Consider the following 21,255-nt stretch of genomic DNA (forward strand, 5'->3'; position numbering starts at 1 on the left):
GGGGCGTGGAGGAGTTAGACGTCCAACTGATATTTGTAGGTGACCCCGTGGGGTCCCTCACTGGCCAACATCACGACTGATGTGTCGCGTAGTGCCTGGGACTTTGGTAAGTCAGCAGTGGGAATAATTCCCCACCGAATACCAGTGATGTCAGTTAGTTCGATGAGTGTTGCCTTATAGCCCAGAATGGTTCTGGAAGCATCAAACAGGTCTTTTAGGGTGTCAAAGACACCCACATAAGTTGATCTGTTATTCACTACTGGACCAGTGTGGGTGAGAGGGTGGATAGCCTCCTCAGAGAGGGTGACAGCGATAGTATATGACTCAGGGGACTGGCTTGGACGGCTGGTGTTATACTGAATAAACAGTTTGTAGGTCATTGAAGCCTCCAAGGAGAAGGAGAAGGGGTGGGGGTTGCCTCACATTGAGAGCCAGTCTTGGGCGGCGTCAAGCGGTGCGCCCGTCATTTCGGCCAGCTGTTCGGGTGTGAAGCTGGTGGCGTCGGGGATGGTCTCGAATATGGACGACCAGTCGATGGTTGCGGGGTTGAGAGCCACTGTGAGCGTAGAGGCTTGGAGGTTGGCTCCTAAGTTCTGGGTGTGGAGTGGATTGACGCAGGCTGGGTTTCCACAGGTTGCCTTCAATCGCGGGGTCTCTTCGTTGAAGAGGTTTTGATGGAAGGCAAACAAGAGGTGGCGAGGGTTGACGAGCTTGCCGAGGAGTTTGGCTTCAGGCTGCTCAAAACCCGATCGTTTGTTCGGCTTGCCGTTGACGTAGGTGTAACCCTGGGGGGCTGGTCGCACGTAGCCAGTCCAAAGCCAGCATTTGTCTCTGGGCGGCTCGTCCGGAAAGCCGGTGGGGTCCTCGATGAGGCTGGTCCAGCGGTTCTTGATTACCTGTTGGAGGAAACGCTTCACGTTCATTTGGAGAGAGCCTCCATGATGATCTGGACCTTGACGGTTACAGTTTTAATGGAAACTGATCCCAGGGCCATGACGGATGGGAGTGAAGGTATTAAGAGTCCGTCCCAGAAGTTAGTCAACAATTGCAGAGCTTTCGTAGCATGAGCCGAATCGACGCGAAACGCAGGAACACGAGCGCTGTGATATTGAGGTTTTCCCAATCCTTGGCCAGTCTTCTACAGCGGTTTAGCCAGGCGATTGATCTTTCGACGATCCAGCGCATGGGCAATTTCACGAAGCCCTTCGCCTGATCGGATCGTTTTATAATCTCGATTTTGAGACACGGTAGGATTTTGCCCGTTGCGTCGGCGAAGATCGGTCCCTGATAGGCGCTGTCAGCCAACAGCTTTTCAAGAAAGGGAAACCGCCCATGCAACGTCGAAAGCAGCAAGACGCCGCCGTCTCGGTCCTGAATGTCGGCGCCGTGAACGACGGCGCCCATCAACAAACCTTGCGTATCGACGAGTACGTGGCGTTTCTTGCCTTTGATCTTTTTGCCGGCGTCATAGCCATGCGGATCAATGCGCGCCCCCCTTTTTCCGCGCTCTTCACGCTCTGACTATCGATGATCGCCGCGGTGGGGCTCGCCTCTCGTTCCGCTCGTTCGCGACACATGACGTAGAGCGCGTCGTGCATGCGATCCAGAACGCCGCACCAGGCCCAATCGCAAAAATAACGATACACTGTGCTCTTCGGGGGAAAATCCTTGGGAATGTACCGCCATTGGCATCCCGTGCTCAGCACATACATGATGGCGTTGAACACCGCCCGCATGTCCACTTCACGCTTGCGCCCGCCACGCTTGGCCGGAGGAATAAGCGGCGCCACATGCCCCCACTCCTCGTCCGTCACATCACTCGGATAACGTAACCTGTCGCGATTGTATTTCGCCCGGTTTGCCTTCGTCCACATCGACGGCCTCCTACGAATCAGACCGCCTCCCATCCATCACAACAGATTCATTCGATTCAACATCTTTCAGGACGGACACTTATATTCAGGGAGGATCCTCTGACGGGTTGCCTTAGCTCCAGGAGGATCCCAGACCCATATTTGGGCCTCTCCATTGCACATCAATGCTTCATTGATGATGGTGCGAGGGGCTCTGCCCGACACGTCTTTCTCGAAGACGCGTCGGACATAATTCATTCCATCCACAATCCGCATGATTTGATGACCGTAATGATGAAGACGAGGAGGAAGGCAGCGATGACATGACGGAACATTGGGTGCTTCTCACACTCTTTAAGACCAAGCTGGTCTATCCAGACCCACAGAAGCAGACCGTAGGCGGTGTCGAGTGCAATGAATGGGAGGGCTTCGACAGGAGGCATTTACGTGCTCCGTAAGACATAAAAATAGCTACGCGGCCGAAGCCGCGTAGCTATCAGAGACGTGATTACTCGATCTCGGTGGCCGAGATCACACCCCACTTGTTCTGGCCCTTCTGGCGCTGAACGTGCTCCAGACGGACCTTCACCGTGGCGCCGGCGCCGTGCTTCTTGAACATGTCGCGGGCGAACTTCATGATCGGGTCGTAACCCGTCCGGGAAGTCGTGTGCCCCAGACGCTGGCCGATCACGGGAGGCGTCACCTCCTTCTTGCCGCCGACCTTCGTGACCTCCTTCGTGAGGGAGATCGTGTATTCGACAGCCTCGTAGACGTCAGCGCCCTGATCGATGCGCTTGGCCTCGTCGAGAGCCTGACCCCACGACTTGCCCGTCTTGACCTCACGCACACCGTCGTAGGTGCGCAGATAGTCATGGGTGCCGGCGCGGGTGTAGCGGCAGACGCTCGGGAACTTCAGATCGTCGAGCTTCATCTCGCCCTCGATCTCCTTGATGATCCCGTCATCCTCGATGTGCATTCCGTAATAGTCGACTTTGATGAACAGCTCGGGACGTTCGACGAAGGTCTCCACCGCATCAGCGAGCGTCTTGACGCGACCGACGCCCATGGGGGCGAGAGGGGCCGGAGGCGTCATGGGAGCGAGCGGAGGCGGCGCGACGTTGTCAGCGACGTTACGGGCAGCAGCGATAGCAGCTTGAACAGCATCCATAGTGTGTATCCTCAATTTGTCAGGTGTTGACGAAGTTGAAATTAAAAAACCCCTTGGTTTTATCCAAGGGGTATTGAAGTAGACATAGGTAGTGTCTCCTACAATTCCAGAATAGTTCTCGAAGGATCGACCTTTTGTGCATCTCGTGACTTCTTATTCACAAGGTATGCAATTCGGTCGTCGAGTGAGTTCCTGTATTTTAGGATGGTGAGTCGTAGTGCGGACTCTCGCTTCCCTCTAAGGAAGCGACCATAAGACTGAACAAACGAGGTGTCTCTGAAGTCTAGCGACGCATAGATAGCATGTGATACTTCCTTACCCCCACTGAACTGCCAATTGAAACCGGCGTCAGCAACGAGAGGACTACAAACGAGCCCATCAAGGGCACCAGTTTCGAAGGCCTTACTTATCTGAGAGCTCTCAGCATGAGAGACCTCACCATTCAGGATCTCGAAACGAAGTCCATGTTCTCGGGAAAGTTCAAGGATTTGTCGTTCTTGTGGAATGAGAGAGGCAAACACCACCAAGGGTTGTTTGTTCGCAGCATGGTTCTCGAAATGCAGGTCGAGCAGCTCTAGCTTACCAGGGCGTCTTTCAGGGATGATATCGACAGTCGTTCCTGGCATAGTAAGATCAGGAAAGTAATTTGGATGCTCGAGGATCTGCCGGCATCTAATAAAAGCAACACCCGGGAGAGTCCCATCGACGAAGAAGCGCTCGAGTTCGAGTATTGCCTCATCTTTTAATGTGTCATAGAGCCTCCGCTGCTCAGGCTCCATATCCACAATTTCCTTGTGGAGAACTATGTTCACATCTCCATGAATGTCTCGCCACAAGCGTCGTCGACCATGTTTGGTCAGCAGCTTCTGGAGATGGTCAAGGTTTCGATAGTCAGTAACCTTGCCCGTCCACAGGTCGATGACATGATGAAAATTCTTGAAACCGTCGTAGTTTCCATAATAGCGAGGTTCGATGATTGACAGAGCACTGTAACAAGTGTCAGGCTTTCCGTTATATAAAGTGCCTGTCATAGGGAGATAGTGAGTCCCTCTCGTCCACATAAATTGGTTCATTGCATTCGTTTGTCCAGAATTAACACCTCCGAAGCCCTTATGATGTTCATCAATATGAAGAGCAGTAACGTAAGACGGTAGTTTCTCCCAAGACATCCGGAAACGGGCAAAAGTCATGATGAAGACCTTGGCTGGTTTCTCAAGATCCTTTTCCGACTCGACAATCACAACATCATCTGAACTAGGCCATTGTCCGAAGAGCATGGCTTCTTCTTTATTCTTGACCATCAGTTTTGATGGCATAGTCCAGACAGTTCCTATCTGGTGTTCAGTCCAAAGCCATCGTTGGAGCACACAGACTACGGGGGTCTTTCCCGTCCCCGGCTCAGATAAGAAGAGAGCCTTGGGGTTGGCCATAAAGTAGGCAAGATCAGATATCTGATCTTCACGCAGCTGAAACTTCATCAAGCAGTCCTAGATTAGCGTTGGTTGGGAAGTCAGGACCAAGGTTCTCGATAACAGCCCGGTCATAAGCTCGAGCAGCTTCCTGTGGAGTGGCGAAGAACCCAAGGGTTCTAAGTTTTCCATTTAGTCTGATCTGTGAATAATAAGGTCTTGATATTCTATCTTTACAGTAGTAAACCCCACGAAAGCCCAACGCATTATTCTTAACTTGGTTTCGTATCTGATCAGAACGAGTTGCCTCACGGAAATTTGAAATAGAATTATCCATCCTTATTCTATTTCTATGGTCTACTTCTAAATGTGGCCATTTATTATGGTATATTGCGTAGATAATGTTGTGAACCATATGTGGTTTTCCATCAACCGTGACCCTTAAATAACCCTTAATAGTGATTGTTCCGGCCTCCGAACCAGCTTTTACTGGTCCCTTACTAACCCTCCAATACAACTTCCCCGTCTCCTCGTCGTAACGGAAAAGCTCCTTCAACCTTTCAACCGATGGTTTCATGCCGCCCTCGCCTTCTCGACGGTTTCAATCACATGTGCATGCAGCGCCGCCGCGCCGGCCGCGCGCCAGTTGATGTTGGGGAGCTCCCCACCTTTCAGGGGCGTCGTCCCCGGGGGGCGCAGGACGCCGCAGAACAGGATCGTCCGGACCCGCGGCAGCTCGAGCAGCTTGGCGATCGATCGCAGGTGCTTTGCCTCCGCGCTGACGAGGATAAGAGGCGCGATATTGGTCAGGTTCAGCTGCGGGATCAGGTCAGTCGCCGAGTGCGCCCACATTGGGAAGATCGTCGGAGAGCTCGGCGAGCACATTTTCGCCGCCTCGAAGACAAGCGGCCGGTCCTGCAGCGGCGCCCAATAGGCGCCGCCGTTCGGGACCGGCCTCAGCACGTCGATCACAGGGTCGCTCGGGGGAAGCTCCCCGGGCGATGGAGTGATGTGGTGCGGACACCGTGGGCCGCGCCTGGGTGGCGCGGCGAAGGGGCTGGGGAGAGCCCCCAACCCCGGCGTCAGGCAAACCGAGCCTTCCTGCTGGTGCAGGAAGACCAAGTCTCCGTCCGTGTGCAGACCGTAGTGGGTCACGCGGCCAGTCCCACTTCGACGCTGGGCTTGCGCGCCACCGTGATCTTGTCCTCGACCACAACGACGCCGGCCTTCGCCAGTTCCTGTTTCACCTTCGGGGGAAGGCGCTCGTAGGCCTTGGGGTCGAACTTGGCGACGGTGCCATCCTTCTCTCCACCCTTGCTTCCACGCTTCGTCTTCACGAAGCCAAGCGAGGAGCTGAAGACCAGAGGCTGGTCGGCGGTTTCCGTCGCCTGACGGAGGAAGCTCTTTCCTTCCTCGATCGCCTCCAGGTCCGGACGGATCTTGAGGCTGCGAGCAAGGATGTCATCAGCGATTGACTGCAGGTCGTTGCGGAGGGTCATGACGTTTTGTCTCCTTCTTTAAGATGAGTTATGCTTTCCAGAAGCCCTAAATTGGCATTTGTTGGATAGGTATTCCCAAAATGCCTTAAGACTTCAGCATCATAAGCAAGAGCTGCTTCATATGCTGAATTAAAATATCCAAGTCTTACTCTTTTACCATGTAATTTTATGTAGGCTATATAACGAGGAGCCTTCTTTCTATAATCAACATCAACTCCTCTGAAACCAGTTCTTTTACTTATTCTAATAATATTTCTTGCATTATCTGATCTACTTACCTCTCTAAGATTCGAAGGCCTATTATCAGTTTTAATCCTATTAATGTGATCAATATGGGAAGAAAGATACCTACCATGAACTAATGCAAATATGACTATATGGACCTTTAATTCAGTATTATCTATACCAACCTTTAGATATCCTTTATCGGTTAATGTTCCTGCCTCATTACCAGATATACCATTGGTTCTATTAACTCTCCAATATAACTTTCCAGTTATTTCATCACATCGAAATAGATATCTAAGCCTATCAATTGTTGGTCTCATAAGGAACTCCTATCTTATAGATTGTGATGTAAGATAGGAGTTCCTTATGAGACCAACAATTGAATCACTACCTGTGTCATAATTGAAAAGGGCCTCAAACTAGAGGCCCTTTTCACTAATCTAACCCAAGACGTTTCAACTCTTTATCAATGAAGAGTCGCAACCCTCTTCTTGTGTCAGAGCTAAAACTTGGATGTTCTGACAAAATAAAAAGTCGCCCACGGATGTCGGCGACTTTTTGATCTAAGGTTTTCATTGTTCTATATATCCGAAGAAGTCGGAATAGCTCCCTCAGATCAAGCAGCATACACATTCTTGATGAATGGTTTCACCAGCTCCTCCACAGGTATCTCGATGATAGACGCTATACGCTGGAGTTCTGTCAGTGAAAAATCATACTGACCTAACTCCATCTGACGGATACGGATATGATTTGCGAAAGAATACTTCTTGCAAAACTCGGCCGGCTGCAAATCTTGTTTGGTCTGACGAAAAGTGTTCAGCCTCACACCTACAGAAAGGTGTGCTTGGCTAATGGCAGGGGTGTTACCAAGTGGTTTGAACCCTCCACCTCGACGGCGGGGTGGAGGCAGGAACTCAATGCCCTCTTCTCTGAGGGCAATGGTAATTTCCTTGATCAGGTTCCTACAAACATCGGGTTTCATCCGATCCTTGTATCGTTCCTGGATCTCAGAAATGCTTAGCTTATCCTCGACCAGTAGCTTTTTGATTGCTTCGTAGTGCGGCCTCATGCTGTCCCCAACCAGTGTGTGGGAACTGTGTGGAACAAAACGACCACACAGTGCCCAAAAAGTATTTTCTGATTGGGAAGTTTGCTGAGTTACATCAGCGGGTTAGTAGGCGCGTTTGGTAATTACCCAAAACTTCCGCGCTACCAGGCTGCGCTATACCCCGCCGGAGCCCGACGCCGCATGACGCGGCGTCCGCCTTCATCAACCTTCGCTACCATGCGGCGCCGCGCGTCACAAGAAGGCTCTGACCGACGTCGAGCATTCGGGATATGCGTCCGAGGCTTTCCTCCCGAACGCGGCGCGAACATGAAAGACCAGCAATTTCGGCGTCGCCAAGTGCGCCGAACTGGCGCTAGCGGAAGGTCGAATGCTTCACCACATCGCCGGGCGCAACGCCGATCTTGCGCGCAACGCCGGCGTTGAGCTCAATCACCGCATAGGCGGGCGGCCCGGACGGGATCACCCGCTCCGATAAAGGCTCCGCGTCGGTTGCGACGCCGGTCACAACGCCCTTCCGCGAGACGAAGATCATGTCGAGAGGGATGTAAGTGTTTTTCATCCACATCGCCACGGGCTCCTCGATCTTGAAGTCGAAGAGCATGCCCTGATCCTGCGGCATCGAGCGACGAAACATCAGGCCGCGCGCGCGCTCTGTTGAGGTTCGCGCGACTTCGACCTTGAAATCATGCGCCCCGCTCGCGGTGACAATCTGAATGTGCTCGAGAGCGCCCTCGGCCCTGGCGCTGACGGACAGTGACAGCGCGAACGCAACGGAAAGGATGCGGAAAAGCAAGACAAGGAGCGGCGGCGTCGAACGGCTCGTTTTGACGGGCGTCTGAAGCAACATGGACACGCGCCTCCGCGACGCTTGCAGGATCAGTGCGACGGAACGCTCTTGGCTTCCAGCGGACGCACTTCGGCGGCCATCAGTCCTTTGGGGCCGTCTCCGTAGCGAACGAGCACGCTGTCGCCCGGCTTGAGTTCGGTCATGCCATAGCGGCGCACGGTCTCCATGTGCAGGAAAATATCTTCCGTGCCCTCGCCGCGCGTGAGAAAACCGAATCCCTTGACGCGGTTGAACCATTTGACGATGGCGATCTCATAGCCGCTCGTGGGCTTCACCTGAACATGGGTGCGACCGGCCGCGGATTGCGCCGGGTGCACCGCCGTCGTTTCATCCATGGCGATGACGCGAAACACCTGCATACCCTTCGCGCGCTTCTGCGCCTCGCAGACGACGCGGGCCCCCTCGAAGGCCGTCTGCAAGCCGCTGCGGCGCAGGATCGTCACGTGCAGAAGAATGTCGGGAGAGCCGTCGTCGGGAACAACGAAGCCGTAGCCTTTTGCAACGTCGAACCATTTGATGCGGCCGGCGATCTCTACAAGATCGAGACCGGCTTCATCGCCTTCTGCGGCGCCGGACGCGGAGCCCAAATCATCCTGAAAAGTCACTTTAGCTCCCAACTGACCAACTCCCCATGCTGATCCAGAGCGTTCGACCAGCGCGCGCATGCGTGCGAATTACGTAACTCTCGAATCGCCGCGCGGCTCCTGAATCACTTTGGTTAAGATACCATCAGCGGCGTCGCGTCCAACCGGCAATTTCGCCGAAACGGCGAATGGCTGTGGAAACGCAGAGGCCTTTTGACCCGCCCCGCTGCGGCGATTTTTCCGCACCGTTCAGGCTGTTTTTTCAAAAGGGTTTGAATTTTATGGCCCCGCCGATGTCACCATGCTAAGAGGCGGCGTATATGGAGCCGCTCGCTCCTCGCGGGACGCGGCGACAGCTTTACGCAAGTTTCGCGCCCGCGCGTGGTCGCCCCGCGACGCGGGGTTTGACAAAATCGCGCCGCGCGCGCAATCGAAACGGGCGCGGATCGGCGAACATTCGGACGAACCGCGACGCCTTTCAATGAAAAATCTGGAGTCGCCGCAATGACCGACCTGTCGACCGCGTCAACGAGCGTTTCGGCTGCGGATGGCGCCGACCGGCGCAAGTCGCCCTATGACCTCGCCGCGCGCGTCGCCGAACGCGAAGGCGAACGCTACGTCTTGCATTCCAAGCACCTGAACGAGATGTGGGTGCGAGTGCTCAAGACGATCGGCTATGATGTCGGTTTCACGCGCGGCCTGGGCCCATATCTGTGGGACCGGAAGGGCGACCGCTATCTCGATCTCCTCAGCGGCTGGGGCGTTTTCGCTGTCGGCCGTAATCATCCTGCGGTGCGCGACGCGCTGGTCAGCGTGCTCGACGGCGAATTGGCCAATCTGGTCCAGCTCGACGTCTCGGTTCTCGCCGGCATTCTCGCCGAAATGCTGCTCGAGCGCGCGCCCTGGCTCGAAAAGGTCTTCTTCGCCAATTCTGGCGCCGAGTCGATCGAGGCCGCGATCAAGTTCGCGCGCGCCGCGACGGGACGTCCCGGGATCGTGCATTGCGCCCATTCCTTCCACGGCCTGACCTATGGCTCGCTGTCGATGAACGGCGACGAGATCTTCAAGAAGGGTTTCGGGCCGCTTCTGCCGAATGCGCAGGAGATCCCCTTCGACGATCTCGAGGCGCTGGAGCGCGCCCTCGCCTCCCGCGAGGTCGCCGCCTTCTTCGTCGAGCCGATCCAGGGCAAGGGCGTCAACATCCCGAAGGACGATTATCTCATCGGCGCACAGGCGCTCTGCCGGAAATATGGAACGCTGTTCGTCGCCGATGAAATCCAGACCGGCATCGGCCGCACGGGGCGGTTCTTCGCCGTCGACCATTACGAGGGGCTCGAGCCCGACATGGTCGTGGTCGCCAAGGCGCTCTCCGGCGGGCATGTGCCGGTCGGGGCGGTGCTCACGCGCAAATGGGTCTTCGACAAGGTCTTCGACCGTATGGATCGCGCGGTCGTCCATGGCTCGACCTTCAGCAAGACCGATCTGGCCATGGCGGCCGGCATTGCGACCCTCGATGTGTTGAAGAACGAGCGCGTCGTGGAGAACGCGGCGGCGAAGGGCGAACGGCTCCTCGCCTCCTTCCGCAAGATGGCGGAGGGCTATGAGCTCGTCGCTGACATTCGCGGCAAAGGGCTCATGATCGGCGTCGAATTCGGGCCGCCGAAGTCCTTCAAGCTGAAGGCGGCGTGGAATCTTGTCGAGACGGTTAATTCCGGCCTCTTCTGCCAGTTGATCTCGATCCCGCTGTTCCGCGACCACAAAGTGCTAACGCAGGTTGCCGGGCATGGAAATCACACCATCAAGTTGTTGCCGCCATTGACGATTTCGGACGCCGATTGTGACTGGATCGAGTCGTCTTTCGACGCCGTGATCGCCGATGCGCACAATGCGCCCTCGGCCGTGTGGTCCCTTGGCAAAACCCTCGCGGGCCACGCGATCAAGGCTAGAATGAGCGGCTGAGGCCCGCCGCGCAGGACGGCTCCAGCTTGGCTTTATAGACAGGAACGCTAATTGCCCTGAGTATCCGGGTCGCCGCGCGGGCGTCCCGAAATCGTACGGTTCGGCCCTCTCGCGCGGGCAACCGGTTCGATACGATACGAAAGGGCGTCAGTCATGCGTTTCATTGCGGGATTCCGGGCGGCCAGTCTGGCGGGCGCGACGGTCATGCTGCTTGCCGGGGGCGGCGCGTTTGCTCAGGGGTTCGGCGGCGGCGGCTTTCACGGCGGCGGGGCGCCGGCCGTGGGCGCGGGCGTTGGCGTCGGCGCCTATGGACCGGGACAAGGCCCCGTTGGCGCGCGCGGTTTCTATGGCGGCGGCTTCCGCGGCTATCAGCCGGTCGTCGGCTTCCTTGGCGGCTGGGGATACGGCGGTTACGGCGGAGGCTACGACGGCGGCGACAGCTATGTCGCGCCGGGCGGCAACGCAGCCGTCTACAATTATTATTATCACGACGCCCGGCGCAATGACGGCGGCTTTTACGGCGGCGGCGGCGTATTCTACGCCGACGACGGCTATAGTCGTCTGCACGCCGTGCGCCGCCCGGCCGCGCGCCATCACGACGAATACGCTGACGATGCGCCGGAATACCTTCCCGCGCCAGTTTATCGTCCCTCGCAACACATCTTTTACCTGCCGACGAACTACCACCGCGGAGCCCGTAGGCATAACCGTCACATCACGCAATATTGAGCTAAAGCTTCACTGGCGCGGCGAGGCCGCAAGTAGGGGGTAAGTGTCATGAGTTTGGTTTGGAAAATCCGTTCTCTCGCCGTGGCTGGATTGGCCGTCGGCATTCTCACGGCGGGCGGCGCGTCGGCGCAGGGCTTCGGTTATGGCTACGGCGGCGGCGGATATGTGGGAGTCGGCGTGGGAGTCGGTTACGGCGGCTACGGCTATGGCGGCGGCGCCGTTGGTTATGACGAAGGCTATTACGGCGGCGGCGCAATCCAGGCGCTCGTCGGCGGTTATGGCGGCGGCCCCTATCGCCGTTCGGCCTATAGCGCGGCGGACGTTTATGTCGGCGGCGGCTATGGCCAGACCTATGAAAGCAGCTACGTCGTTCCGACGACCGTCTATCAGCCGGTGGTGCGCACGCATTATGTGCCGGTGACGACCTATCGCGCCTACAACACCGTGGGCTATCAGCCGGTTACGCAATATCGCGTGATGCGCAAGCGCTGCCACTGCGAGACGTTCTACTGATCCGAAGGCTGCGGCGGCTCCCGGGCGGCCGCAGCTTTTTTCGTCGGGTCAGCCAGCCTTGCCGCCGTTGACCTCGCGCTCATAGTCCTCGACCATCGCGCGCGAAACGTCACCCGGCGTAAATTTGTGCGGACCGATCTCCGCCACCGGCGTCACTTCCGCGCCCGTGCCGCAGATGAAACATTCCGAGAAATCGCTCAATTCGTCGGGCATGATGCGACGCTCGACAACCTCGATCCCGCGCCGGTTCGCGAGCTCGACCACCGTCCGCCGCGTAATGCCATCGAGGAAACAATCGGCGATCGGCGTATGCAGCGCCCCGTCCTTCACGAAGAAGATGTTGGCCCCGGTGCATTCCGCCACCCGGCCCTGCCAGTCGTACATCAGCGCGTCGGCGTAGCCGCGTCGTTCGGCGCGATGTTTCGAGATGGTGCAGATCATGTAGAGGCCGGCGGCCTTCGCCATCGACGGCGCCGTTCGCGGATCCGGCCGGCAGTAGTCCGCGATGTCGAGCTTGATGCCCTTCATCTTCGTCGAGATGTCGAACATGCTCGGCCAGTCCCAGACCGCAATGGCGACATTGATCGTCGAATTCTGCGCCGCGACCGCCATCATCTCGCTGCCGCGCCAGGCGACGGGGCGAACATAGCAGTTTTTCAGCCCATTGGCCTTGACGGTCGCGTCCTTGGCCGCATCCAATTCCTCGACGCTGTAGGGAATCTCGAAATCGAGCACCTGGGCGGAACGCTTGAAGCGCTCCGAATGTTCGCGAGACTTGAAGATGACGCCGCCATAGGCGCGCTCGCCCTCGAACACGCAGGAGCCGTAGTGAAGGCCGTGCGAAAGCACATGCAGCTTGGCGTCGCGCCACGGGACAAGAGCGCCGTTGTGCCAGATGAATCCGTCGCGCTGATCGAAGGGCGGAAGCGACATTTCAAGCTCCGGGAAAGCGGCGTCCGTGAGGGCCGAGCGGCCGGCGCCGAACATGATCATGCACTAGCCATCGGCCAGAAATATGTCAATATAGCTGACGTATAAACGCGCTCGCATGCGCAGGGACATTGACGGGACCAGGCGGCGTTGAGCGAACTTCTCCAGCGAAAGACGGCAGCTTCACCGCCCGTCGCGGCGTCGCCTGTCCCCTCGCCTGACTGGCGCCGCGCCCCGACCGGCGACATGGCGCGCGACGACGACGCCGCCGTTCTCGATCTCGTCGAACTGTTCTTCTTCGCCTATCGCGATTTCGTCGGCGACGCCGACCGTCTGTTGGAAAATTACGGCTTTGGCCGCGCCCATCACCGCGTGTTGCATTTCGTGCTTCGCCGGCCCGGACTGACCATCGCCGCCCTGCTCGACATTCTGAAAATCACCAAGCAGAGCCTCAACCGCGTCCTGAAGCAGCTGCTCGACGCGGGCCTGGTCGAAGCGCGCGCGGGCGCGGTCGACCGTCGCCAGCGCCTGCTCTATCTCACGCCTCAGGGGGCGAAGCTCGCGCGCGAGCTGACGGCTTTGCAGTCGAAGCGATTCCGGCGCGTTCTGGACGATTTGCCGCCGTCGGCGCGGGGCGCGGCGGCGGAGTTTCTCTTCGCCATGATCGACTCCGAGGAACGTCTCCGCGTGCGCGATCACCTCGCCCGCGCGCGTCGCGGGAACGAGAGGAAATGAGAGCGCCATGAGCCTGTCGCCGCGCCTCCACGCGCCGCAAAAGCCTGCGCCGATGGGGTGCAAGGGCGCGCACATCCTCGTTGTCGACGACGACAAGCGAATTCGCACCCTGCTCTCCCGCTACCTCGCCAACGAAGGTTATCTGGTCAGCTCCGCCGCCAATGCGCAGGAGGCGAGCGAAAGGCTACGCGATCTCGCCTTCGATCTCATCGTCCTCGACGTGATGATGCCGGGAGAAAGCGGCAAGCAGTTCGCCGCAAGGCTGCGCGAGAGTGGCGAGCCGCAGGCCTCCGCGCCGATCCTGATGCTTACGGCTCTTGCCGAAACCGCCGACCGCGTAGAGGGGCTGGAGGCCGGGGTCGATGATTATCTCGCCAAGCCATTCGATCCGCGCGAATTATCGCTGCGTATCGCCAGCATCCTGCGTCGGTCGCGGCGCCATGAGCCCTCCGACGGACTCGCACGGTTTGGCGCGTTTGTTTTCGATCCGGCACGCGGCGAATTGCTGCGAGACGGCGAGCCGGTGAAACTGACGACGCGGGAGCGCGATCTCATGCGCGCGCTTGTCGAACATGCGGGCGCCATCGTTTCGCGCCAGACTCTCGCTCAACGCGCGTCGGAGCAGAATGCGTCGGAGCGCAGCGTCGACGTCGAGATCGCCCGCCTGCGCCGCAAGATCGAAACCGACCCCAATGCGCCGCGGCATCTGCAAACCGTGCGCGGCCATGGCTACCGGCTGCTCGTCGAGCCGCCGCACGCCAAACTTATGCAAAGCTAGAGACGTCTCTCATGACCGCCGTCATCAACGAAGTTCTCTCCGCCCCGCGCCAGCTCTGGCGCGGATTCACGGACTGGCTGCACGCGCGCATGCCCAAGGGCCTTTACGCGCGCGCACTGCTGATCGTGATCCTGCCGGTGGTGCTGCTACAGTCGGCCGTGGCCTATGTTTTCATGGAGAGGCACTGGGAGGTCGTGACTTACCGCCTGTCCGCCGGCGCGGCGCGCCAGGTGGCGACGATTGTCGATATTTACCGGACTTTCCCCACAGACGCCGACCATAAGCAGCTTCAGCGAATCGCCGCCATGGACATGACCATGGAGCTGACGATTCTCCCCAAGGAGCCCCTGCCCGAACCGATCCGGAAGAAATCGCTCTTCTCACTGCTCGACAAGGCGCTGACGAAGGAATTGTCGCGCCGCGTCACGCAACCCTTCTGGATCGACACTGGCGTGCCGGGCAATCTCTTCGAGGTTCGCGTCGCGATGGACGACGCAACGCTGCGGATACGCGCGTCCCGCAACCAGGCTTACGCCTCCAACTCCTATATTTTCTTCATGTGGATGGCGATCGCCTCCATCATCATCCTCGCCATCGCCACCTCCTTCCTGCGAAACCAGATCCGGCCGATCCTGCGGCTCGCGCGCGCGGCGGAGGAGTTCGGCAAGGGACGCGACGTGCAATTCAGCCCGCGCGGCGCGCGCGAGGTGCGTCAGGCGGGCGCGGCCTTTCTGGAAATGAAGCGGCGCGTGGAGCGCGCCATCGAACAGCGCACGACCATGCTCAACGGCGTCTCCCACGATCTGCGCACCATCATCACGCGCTTCAAGCTGTCGCTCGCGCTGATGGGCGAGTCGAGCGAAGCCGCCGAGATGCGCAAGGACGTCGACGAGATGGAGCGCATGGTCGAAGCCTATCTCGCCTTTGCGCGTGGCGACGGCGGCGAGCCCTCCGCTGCGACGGACATCGGCGCAATTCTCGAGGAGCTGAAGGCCGACACCGAAAGACGCGGCCTGACCGCCGCGACAACGACCGAAGGAGAGCCGTGGATCGTGGGCCGTTCAGCGGCGATCAAGCGGCTTCTCGCCAATCTCGTCGGCAACGCCCAGCGCTATGGCAAGCGCATCGAGCTTTCGGCGATCAACACGGGCGCGTCGATGGTGATCCATATCGACGACGACGGGCCGGGCATCCCCGTCGAGCGGCGGGAGGACGCCTTCCGGCCATTCTACAGGCTCGACGAGTCGCGCAATCAGGACAATGGGAATTCAGGCCTCGGCCTCGCCATTGCGCGCGACATTGCGCGCTCTCATGGCGGCGACATTACGTTGGACCGCAGCCCGCTGGGCGGACTGCGGGCCACGGTGACACTGCCACTCTAACCTTCAGGCGTGGGGGTGCGGAAAGTCGTCGTCGGCCGTCTGGCGGCTGCGGAGCCCGCTCATGTCGAAGAACCGCGAGGCGAGGTCGCGCAACGGCTTCGTCATGCGCGAAAGCTCCTCGGCATGCTCGACATAGCGCTCGCCGCGAGCGATTTCCGTGTCCAGCGCGGAAAGGCCGTCGGTGAAATCGCCCTTGAACCACGCGTCGAGCACGCGGTCCCAGGCGAAGGCCAGTCCCTGCAGCTTGAGCGCGCCGACGGGGCCGTCGCAATCGATGTCCGCGGCTTCGAGCATGAAGCGCATGGAGTTGACGGTCTCACGATTGAGGGCGGTCCGCATCAGCGGGTCGCGGGACGCCCAGCGGGCAATGCTCGCCAGGGCGTCGCGATAGGGCTCCAGCGCTTCGAGACGCCGGCGCAAAACGTCGTATAGCCGGTCACGGGCGGCGTCGGTCGACGGATGATCCGCGACCGCGTCGAGCACCTTCCGGTCGATGCGGCGGGAGAAACCGCCGAGGATCGCGCCCTTCGACGGGAAAAGGTCGCGCAGATCGGCGAGCGATAACCCCGCCTCATGCGCAATGTCCGTCAGGCTGACGTCGCCGAAGTCGCGGCGGGCCGCAAGGCTCAGCGTCGCGTCGACCACCCGGTCACGGGGATTGGTCATATCGATCTCCGAAAAAGCGTTACCGTTGACGACAGATTATCCGCCCGCCACAGACTTCAGCAACGCGATAGCTCGCCAATCGTCAACCGGAAAGTTCGCCGGCCCGGCTTTTTGCGGCCGCCACGGCGCGCGCCAGGAGCTGCGCAAGACCGTCGGAGGCCATCAGCACGTCCAGCGCGGCGGCGGTCGTTCCGCCCGGCGAGGTCACGCGCTGGCGCAGGGTCTCGGCGGCAGTGTCTTGCTGTTGATGCAGCAGCTCCCCCGCGCCCTCCACCGTCGCCCGGGCGAGCCGCGCCGCGAGATCGGCGGGAAGTCCGGCCTCGACGCCGGCGGCGGCGAGACATTCCACGAGATAGAACACATAGGCGGGGCCGGAGCCCGAGACGGCCGTCACCGCGTCGATCAGCGCCTCGCTCTCGACCCACTCGACCTGCCCCACGGCCGACAGCAGCACATGCGCCAGGACGCGCTGGGCTTCACTCGTCGCCTCATTCGCGAACGCCCCGGTCATGCCACGGCCGATCGCCGCCGGCGTGTTGGGCATGGCGCGGACGACGGCCTTCGCGGCCGGCAGGCGCGCTGCAATGTCGGCGATCCGCTTGCCAGCGAGGATCGAAACGACCATGGAGCCGGCGCTGACGAACGGGGCCGCCGACGCCGCTCCCGCCTCGAGCAGCTGCGGCTTGACGGCCAATACGACCGCCTGCCGGGGTTCGTCAGCGCTATCTCCTTCCGCCAGCCTGAAGCCTCTCACGGCGCAGAGATCGCGGAGACGCTGGGAAGGATTGGGCTCCGCCACAACGACCTGGTCGCCCGCAAGACCTTGCGCCGCCCAGCCTTCGAGCATCGCAAGACCCATGTTGCCGGCGCCGATCAGGGCTATGGAGACGCCGCTCCAGTCAAACGGCGCGCTCACGCCTCGCCCTTCGTCTCGAAATTGGCGGTTTCGAGCGCCTCTCTTGCGGATTTGCCCGCCCAGAGCACAAACTGGAACGCCTGATAGTAACGCTCGCAGGCTGTGAGCGCATTGTCGAGCAAGGCCGCGCATTGCGTGGCGGAAGGCTGCGCGCCCCCGGTGAGAATCAGGCCATGACGGTGCATCGCCACGCCCTCCTGCGGCCAGAAATCAAAATGCCCGATCCACATTTGCTCATTGATCGCGCTGACGAGCGACATCACCTCGGCGCGGCGACGTTCCGGCGCCTTCAGGTCGAAAGCGCAGCTGACATGCAGGGTTTCGAGATGCGGAAGCCAGGTGAAGGCGACATGATATTCGGTCCAGGCGCCCGCGACGGAAATGGAGATCTCGTCGTCGTCCTCGCGGTCGAAGGACCAGTCGTTGGTGGCGGCCAGTTGCTCCACAACATCCACCGGATGTTCGGCGCGCTCTGTTTCTTTTTCTGATGCGATCAGCATGAGCCAACCTTTTTCGGGTGTCAGCAGGACGCGGCGACAAATAAAACCAGACAGCGACGCATCACGAGACTTTGAATGGACGCCTTCCTTTCGAGCAGTGGATCCAGTGCAACGACTACAAGAGATCGAATCATCTCTTTCGTTCACTATACTCTAACTGCAAGAAACGCGTGACGGTTCATACGCGAAGCGACTGTCAAACTGCGCGCACACTGCTGGATTCGCCATGTGTCGTCTATGGGCGCGCCGCTGCCGTCCACAAAAAGACGCAGGCGCCGCCGTGAAAAAAGCTTTGGAGAAAAAGCGCTTTTCGTTACTGCCAAGCTCGACGTCGCGCACGGCCGCGCCGCCGGTCGATTCGTAAAAGAACCCCGCCCTGCTGCGACGTCAAGGCGGGATTCAATCGCTGCGGGAAAGTCTGTTTCTGTCGCCCTACGGCGCCATCACCACCGGCGCGCCGACGCTCACACGTCCGTAAAGATCGGCGACGTCTTCGTTAAGCATGCGGATGCAACCATAGGAGGCGGCCGTGCCGATCGACGCGCGCATCTTGCTCGTCGTGCCATGGATGGCGACCTCGCCGCGATCGAGCGTCAGGGCGGCCACCCCCATCGGATTGCGGGGCGAGCCGCCCGGAATGAGATTCGGTAATTCCGGGTGATCGGCCTTCACGGCCGCCGGCGGCGTCCAGTCGGGATTGACATATTTGCCGTCGACAGAAGTGACTCCCGACCATTCCTTGCCGCGCTTGGGAACGGCGACCGGATAGCTGATGGCGACGCCCGGACCCACGACATAGAAGAGCCGGCGCTGATGGGCGCTGATGACGATCGTCCCGGGCTGCACGTCCGGCGAGAAGGCGACCATGTTGCGCGCCGAAGCGGTTTGCGGAGCCGCCGCAATACCCAGCGCGACGACGGCGCCGAGGAGCAGGCTGTGGAGGCTGCGCCGTCCGATGCGACGCAGGACGCAGGAAAGGGTAAGCGAACTACGCATTGTATTTCACCTTGTGACTTTGCGCCGGGAAGGAAGCTTTCGATGTGATCATTCTATCTTTCGCCACGATCTTGTCGAAGTGTTCCTTGGCTTGCGGTTAGTGTTTAACGTTAAGATTTCTCAGGATGTTGCCGCTTTGCAACACCTGCTCTTTCCGAGATGCCGCCATAATTTGGCCGTCGGAGCTCCAAAATCTATGCGCTATCGCACTTGCCGGTTCGGACGCCGCGCGCGATACAAAAGGCGATGCCTCCTACCAACACCCCACCCCGTATTTTCGACCGCTCCCTGCTGCATTTGCGGCTGCGCCGCGCGCTTGCCAGAGGCGCTCCCGATTTCCTTCTGACGCGCGCAGCCGACGATCTTCTCGACCGTTTGCTGACCGTGAAGCGCGAGTTCCCGCGATCGCTCGCGATCGGCCTGCCGACGGATCATTTCGCCCGGGCGATCATCGCCAGCGGGCGCGCCGCGCCCTTGCGCGCAAGTCGTTTCGGCGGCGATGTGATTGCAGACGAGGAGGCCCTGCCCTTTGCACAGGGGTCCTTCGATCTGGTCGTCAGCGGCATGGCGCTGCAGTGGGTTAACGACCTGCCGGGCGTGTTAACGCAGATCCGGCGTGCCCTGGCGCCCGACGGGCTGTTCATCGCCTGCCTGCCGGGCGGAACGAGCCTCATCGAGCTGCGCGCGGCACTTGCGCAGGCCGAGGAGGAGATCACCGGCGGCGCCAGTCCGCGCGTGTCGCCTTTCGTCGACGTGCGCGACATGGGCGGGCTTCTTCAACGCGCGGGATTCGCCCTGCCCGTCTCCGACGTCGACAGCTTCACGCTTCGTTACGATTCGCTTCTGGCGCTCATGGCCGATTTACGCGCGATGGGCGCTGCGAATGTGCTGGTGAAGCGCGCCTCGCGATCGATGCGGCGCGACGTTCTCGCCCGCGCGGCGCAGATTTACGCCGAGCGCTTCTCCGATCCGGACGGGCGCGTGCGCGCGAGCTTCGAGATCGTCTGGCTTTCCGGCTGGGCGCCGCATGAAAGCCAGCAGAAGCCCGCCAAACCCGGCTCGGCGACGGTACGGCTGGAGGATGCGATGAAGGCGACGCGACGCGAAGAAAAATAGTTACCAGTCGAGCGACCAATTTCTATCGATGCGTCAAGACGCCGCTTCAAAGTTGAAAAACTATTCGGGGCGGCGAGATTGTATTCCTGGCAGATCGTTCTATATCATAGTTATCGGGTTTCGGCCGAATGATCTTGCTCTATCGCCTTTGGCGCCTCGGCTCGTGACTTTCTATCCAGAACTTCGATCCACGGACGGCCGCGCTTCTGCGTCCGGCCAACTCATGTTTCTGGAAAGGAAGCATCATGCAAATTGGCGTCGTTAAATGGTTCAATGCAAACAAGGGCTTCGGATTCATCCAGCCGGACGCTGGCGGAGCTGACGTTTTTGTCCATATCAGCGCGTTGGAGCGCGCCGGTCTCCATGGCTTGGCCGAGGGGCAGAAGGTCGGCTACGAGCTCGTCGTCGACAAGCGAAGCGGCAAGTTCTCGGCCGACGCATTGCAGCTTCAGGGCTGATTGATTTCTCCTGCGCCTCTTGCCGACCGCGGATGTACCGGCGGCGAGGCGTACGAAACACCCAAGACCGGCGGGCGCGCGAGACGACGACCGCCGCTCTTGCGGCGATGTCCCGGCAAGACGCTCTCTGTAACGAGGAGTGAGTGACATGGCCAAAGGACAACGACGCGGCAATCGCGAAGTAAAAAAACCCAAAAAAGAAAAATCAGCGGGCGGCGCGGCGCCGGTCGGCTCGGCATGGCTCACCGTCGAAAAGCTGAAAGCACGCGAAGACCTGATGCGTGGCAAGAAATAAGTCGCGCCTGCGGTTCTTCGCGCGAACTTCGCCGTGAGGCGAATGAACCCGTTTGAACTCAAAGAGGCGTAGCACGTGACCGATTACATCAATTCACGCGAACGTTTTCGCAACGCCAAGGTGAGAGCGATCGCGACCCATAAATTCGCGGTGGGCGCTCATGTCGTGCACCAGGCCAGCGTCAGATCCGGGAGGGAATCCTTCAAGGTCACGCGTCACCTGCCAGACGGCGGACAGGGCTTGCAATACCGCATCCGCGCCGATCGAGACGGACAAGAGCGTGTTGTCGTCGAATCGGCCCTCGAGCGCGCAACCTGAAACGCAACTCGACACAACTCAAGGAGGCGGCGATGGACGCAACAGACTATCGGATGGAAGCCTCTCTCTACTACGCCAAAGGCGGAAACACGAAGCGGAAATCGCTGGTGTTCAGGCGCTTCCCCAAGGCCGCCGAGGCCATTCGCTTCGCAGTGGAGGAACTTGCTCCCCGAGTGCTGGACAGTTGCTCGCTCGAAGTGAATGAAACCCACTATTTCGGACGCCAGATTCGGCCGCTTTACGAGAGCGGCGACTTTCCCTTGCGACGGCGGCAGAAGAAATAGACAGCCGATCGGCGGCGGAT

General features: G+C 59.4%; 29 protein-coding genes. 11 read left to right on the forward strand and 18 right to left on the reverse strand.

Annotation, left to right across the window (positions count from 1 at the left end; genetic code table 11):
• Positions 1-14: 14 nt before the first annotated feature.
• From MET49242_RS06040 to MET49242_RS06105, 13 genes are all read right to left on the reverse strand, one after another.
• Complete coding sequence (locus MET49242_RS06040; RefSeq protein ID WP_036281412.1) at positions 15-380, reverse strand: hypothetical protein; 366 nt, start codon at positions 378-380, stop codon at positions 15-17.
• 39 nt (positions 381-419) lie between these two features.
• Positions 420-923 (reverse strand): hypothetical protein, encoded by a 504-nt coding sequence (locus MET49242_RS06045; RefSeq protein ID WP_036281414.1) that lies wholly within the window; start codon positions 921-923, stop codon positions 420-422.
• Between the two features lie 115 nt (positions 924-1,038).
• Positions 1,039-1,874, reverse strand: a protein-coding gene (locus MET49242_RS23955) for an IS5 family transposase (RefSeq protein ID WP_144259444.1) whose coding sequence is annotated in 2 segments (ribosomal slippage) — positions 1,039-1,490 and positions 1,490-1,874 — 837 coding nt in all. Because the reading frame shifts where the segments join, the coding sequence is not laid out codon by codon here.
• A 233-nt stretch (positions 1,875-2,107) separates the two neighbouring features.
• Positions 2,108-2,296, reverse strand: a complete 189-nt coding sequence (locus MET49242_RS06060; protein ID WP_036281417.1) for a hypothetical protein — start codon at positions 2,294-2,296, stop codon at positions 2,108-2,110.
• 65 nt (positions 2,297-2,361) lie between these two features.
• Entirely contained in the window at positions 2,362-2,946 is a 585-nt protein-coding gene (locus tag MET49242_RS06065; RefSeq protein WP_144259485.1) for a hypothetical protein, read from the reverse strand.
• 173 nt (positions 2,947-3,119) lie between these two features.
• Positions 3,120-4,499 carry a hypothetical protein gene (locus MET49242_RS23200; RefSeq protein ID WP_051134043.1) on the reverse strand — a complete coding sequence of 460 codons (1,380 nt, stop codon included), beginning with the start codon at positions 4,497-4,499 and terminating at the stop codon, positions 3,120-3,122.
• Positions 4,480-5,007, reverse strand: a complete 528-nt coding sequence (locus MET49242_RS24775) for an HNH endonuclease (RefSeq protein ID WP_144259486.1) — start codon at positions 5,005-5,007, stop codon at positions 4,480-4,482. The genes MET49242_RS23200 and MET49242_RS24775 overlap by 20 nt, the downstream gene beginning before the upstream one ends.
• Entirely contained in the window at positions 5,004-5,402 is a 399-nt protein-coding gene (locus tag MET49242_RS06080) for a hypothetical protein (protein ID WP_036281423.1), read from the reverse strand. The genes MET49242_RS24775 and MET49242_RS06080 overlap by 4 nt, the downstream gene beginning before the upstream one ends.
• Before the next feature lie 179 nt (positions 5,403-5,581).
• The gene (locus tag MET49242_RS06085) at positions 5,582-5,929 is read right to left on the reverse strand and encodes a hypothetical protein (RefSeq protein WP_036281426.1); all 348 of its coding nucleotides are present in this window, start codon (positions 5,927-5,929) and stop codon (positions 5,582-5,584) included.
• Positions 5,926-6,477, reverse strand: coding sequence for an HNH endonuclease (locus tag MET49242_RS23960; protein ID WP_084678914.1), 552 nt, complete (start codon positions 6,475-6,477; stop codon positions 5,926-5,928). Before MET49242_RS23960 ends, MET49242_RS06085 begins: the two co-directional genes overlap by 4 nt.
• A gap of 296 nt (positions 6,478-6,773) precedes the next feature.
• On the reverse strand, positions 6,774-7,229 hold the full coding sequence (locus tag MET49242_RS06095) for a hypothetical protein (protein WP_036281429.1): 456 nt from the start codon (positions 7,227-7,229) through the stop codon (positions 6,774-6,776).
• A gap of 352 nt (positions 7,230-7,581) precedes the next feature.
• Positions 7,582-8,076 (reverse strand): DUF192 domain-containing protein, encoded by a 495-nt coding sequence (locus tag MET49242_RS06100; protein ID WP_084678915.1) that lies wholly within the window; start codon positions 8,074-8,076, stop codon positions 7,582-7,584.
• 29 nt (positions 8,077-8,105) lie between these two features.
• Positions 8,106-8,693, reverse strand: coding sequence for a cold-shock protein (locus MET49242_RS06105; RefSeq protein ID WP_051134044.1), 588 nt, complete (start codon positions 8,691-8,693; stop codon positions 8,106-8,108).
• 471 nt (positions 8,694-9,164) lie between these two features.
• On the opposite strand from MET49242_RS06105, the gene MET49242_RS06115 reads away from it, so the two are divergent.
• The 3 genes from MET49242_RS06115 (at position 9,165) to MET49242_RS06125 (ending at position 11,861) form a co-directional block, all read left to right on the forward strand.
• Positions 9,165-10,619, forward strand: coding sequence for an aspartate aminotransferase family protein (locus tag MET49242_RS06115; protein ID WP_036281436.1), 1,455 nt, complete (start codon positions 9,165-9,167; stop codon positions 10,617-10,619).
• 153 nt (positions 10,620-10,772) lie between these two features.
• Entirely contained in the window at positions 10,773-11,348 is a 576-nt protein-coding gene (locus MET49242_RS23205) for a hypothetical protein (protein WP_051134045.1), read from the forward strand.
• Between the two features lie 48 nt (positions 11,349-11,396).
• A complete protein-coding gene (locus MET49242_RS06125) occupies positions 11,397-11,861 on the forward strand; it encodes a hypothetical protein (protein WP_144259487.1) in 465 nt (154 codons plus the stop codon).
• Positions 11,862-11,909: 48 nt separating this feature from the next.
• Here MET49242_RS06125 and MET49242_RS06130 read toward each other — a convergent pair whose 3' ends face one another.
• A complete protein-coding gene (locus MET49242_RS06130) occupies positions 11,910-12,794 on the reverse strand; it encodes a branched-chain amino acid aminotransferase (RefSeq protein ID WP_036287130.1) in 885 nt (294 codons plus the stop codon).
• Positions 12,795-12,941: 147 nt separating this feature from the next.
• Between MET49242_RS06130 and MET49242_RS06135 the strand changes: the two genes are divergently transcribed.
• Genes MET49242_RS06135 through MET49242_RS06145 form a run of 3 tightly spaced genes read left to right on the forward strand, consistent with a single transcriptional unit; the run spans position 12,942 to position 15,686 of the window.
• Positions 12,942-13,526, forward strand: a complete 585-nt coding sequence (locus MET49242_RS06135) for a MarR family transcriptional regulator (RefSeq protein WP_036281441.1) — start codon at positions 12,942-12,944, stop codon at positions 13,524-13,526.
• Positions 13,527-13,533: 7 nt separating this feature from the next.
• Positions 13,534-14,304 (forward strand): response regulator, encoded by a 771-nt coding sequence (locus MET49242_RS06140; protein ID WP_084678916.1) that lies wholly within the window; start codon positions 13,534-13,536, stop codon positions 14,302-14,304.
• Between the two features lie 11 nt (positions 14,305-14,315).
• Positions 14,316-15,686 carry an ATP-binding protein gene (locus MET49242_RS06145; RefSeq protein WP_036281444.1) on the forward strand — a complete coding sequence of 457 codons (1,371 nt, stop codon included), beginning with the start codon at positions 14,316-14,318 and terminating at the stop codon, positions 15,684-15,686.
• A 3-nt stretch (positions 15,687-15,689) separates the two neighbouring features.
• Here MET49242_RS06145 and MET49242_RS06150 read toward each other — a convergent pair whose 3' ends face one another.
• From MET49242_RS06150 to MET49242_RS06165, 4 genes are all read right to left on the reverse strand, one after another.
• Positions 15,690-16,352, reverse strand: coding sequence for a TetR/AcrR family transcriptional regulator (locus MET49242_RS06150; protein ID WP_036281446.1), 663 nt, complete (start codon positions 16,350-16,352; stop codon positions 15,690-15,692).
• A gap of 82 nt (positions 16,353-16,434) precedes the next feature.
• Positions 16,435-17,268: a pyrroline-5-carboxylate reductase gene (proC, locus tag MET49242_RS06155; protein ID WP_036281449.1), complete on the reverse strand. Its 834-nt coding sequence runs from the start codon at positions 17,266-17,268 to the stop codon at positions 16,435-16,437.
• Positions 17,265-17,768, reverse strand: a complete 504-nt coding sequence (locus MET49242_RS06160; protein ID WP_036281452.1) for a YbjN domain-containing protein — start codon at positions 17,766-17,768, stop codon at positions 17,265-17,267. Before MET49242_RS06160 ends, proC begins: the two co-directional genes overlap by 4 nt.
• A gap of 432 nt (positions 17,769-18,200) precedes the next feature.
• Positions 18,201-18,764, reverse strand: a complete 564-nt coding sequence (locus MET49242_RS06165) for a L,D-transpeptidase (RefSeq protein WP_051134046.1) — start codon at positions 18,762-18,764, stop codon at positions 18,201-18,203.
• Between the two features lie 246 nt (positions 18,765-19,010).
• Between MET49242_RS06165 and MET49242_RS06170 the strand changes: the two genes are divergently transcribed.
• The 5 genes from MET49242_RS06170 (at position 19,011) to MET49242_RS06185 (ending at position 21,235) form a co-directional block, all read left to right on the forward strand.
• On the forward strand, positions 19,011-19,880 hold the full coding sequence (locus tag MET49242_RS06170; RefSeq protein ID WP_036287139.1) for a methyltransferase domain-containing protein: 870 nt from the start codon (positions 19,011-19,013) through the stop codon (positions 19,878-19,880).
• 245 nt (positions 19,881-20,125) lie between these two features.
• Positions 20,126-20,338, forward strand: a complete 213-nt coding sequence (locus tag MET49242_RS06175; RefSeq protein WP_036281454.1) for a cold-shock protein — start codon at positions 20,126-20,128, stop codon at positions 20,336-20,338.
• A 148-nt stretch (positions 20,339-20,486) separates the two neighbouring features.
• Positions 20,487-20,633: a hypothetical protein gene (locus MET49242_RS25715; protein ID WP_192815575.1), complete on the forward strand. Its 147-nt coding sequence runs from the start codon at positions 20,487-20,489 to the stop codon at positions 20,631-20,633.
• 75 nt (positions 20,634-20,708) lie between these two features.
• Positions 20,709-20,951 carry a hypothetical protein gene (locus tag MET49242_RS06180; RefSeq protein WP_036281456.1) on the forward strand — a complete coding sequence of 81 codons (243 nt, stop codon included), beginning with the start codon at positions 20,709-20,711 and terminating at the stop codon, positions 20,949-20,951.
• A 32-nt stretch (positions 20,952-20,983) separates the two neighbouring features.
• On the forward strand, positions 20,984-21,235 hold the full coding sequence (locus MET49242_RS06185) for a hypothetical protein (RefSeq protein WP_036281459.1): 252 nt from the start codon (positions 20,984-20,986) through the stop codon (positions 21,233-21,235).
• Positions 21,236-21,255 lie beyond the last annotated feature (20 nt).

The organism is Methylocystis sp. ATCC 49242, assembly GCF_000188155.2.
GTDB lineage: Bacteria > Pseudomonadota > Alphaproteobacteria > Rhizobiales > Beijerinckiaceae > Methylocystis.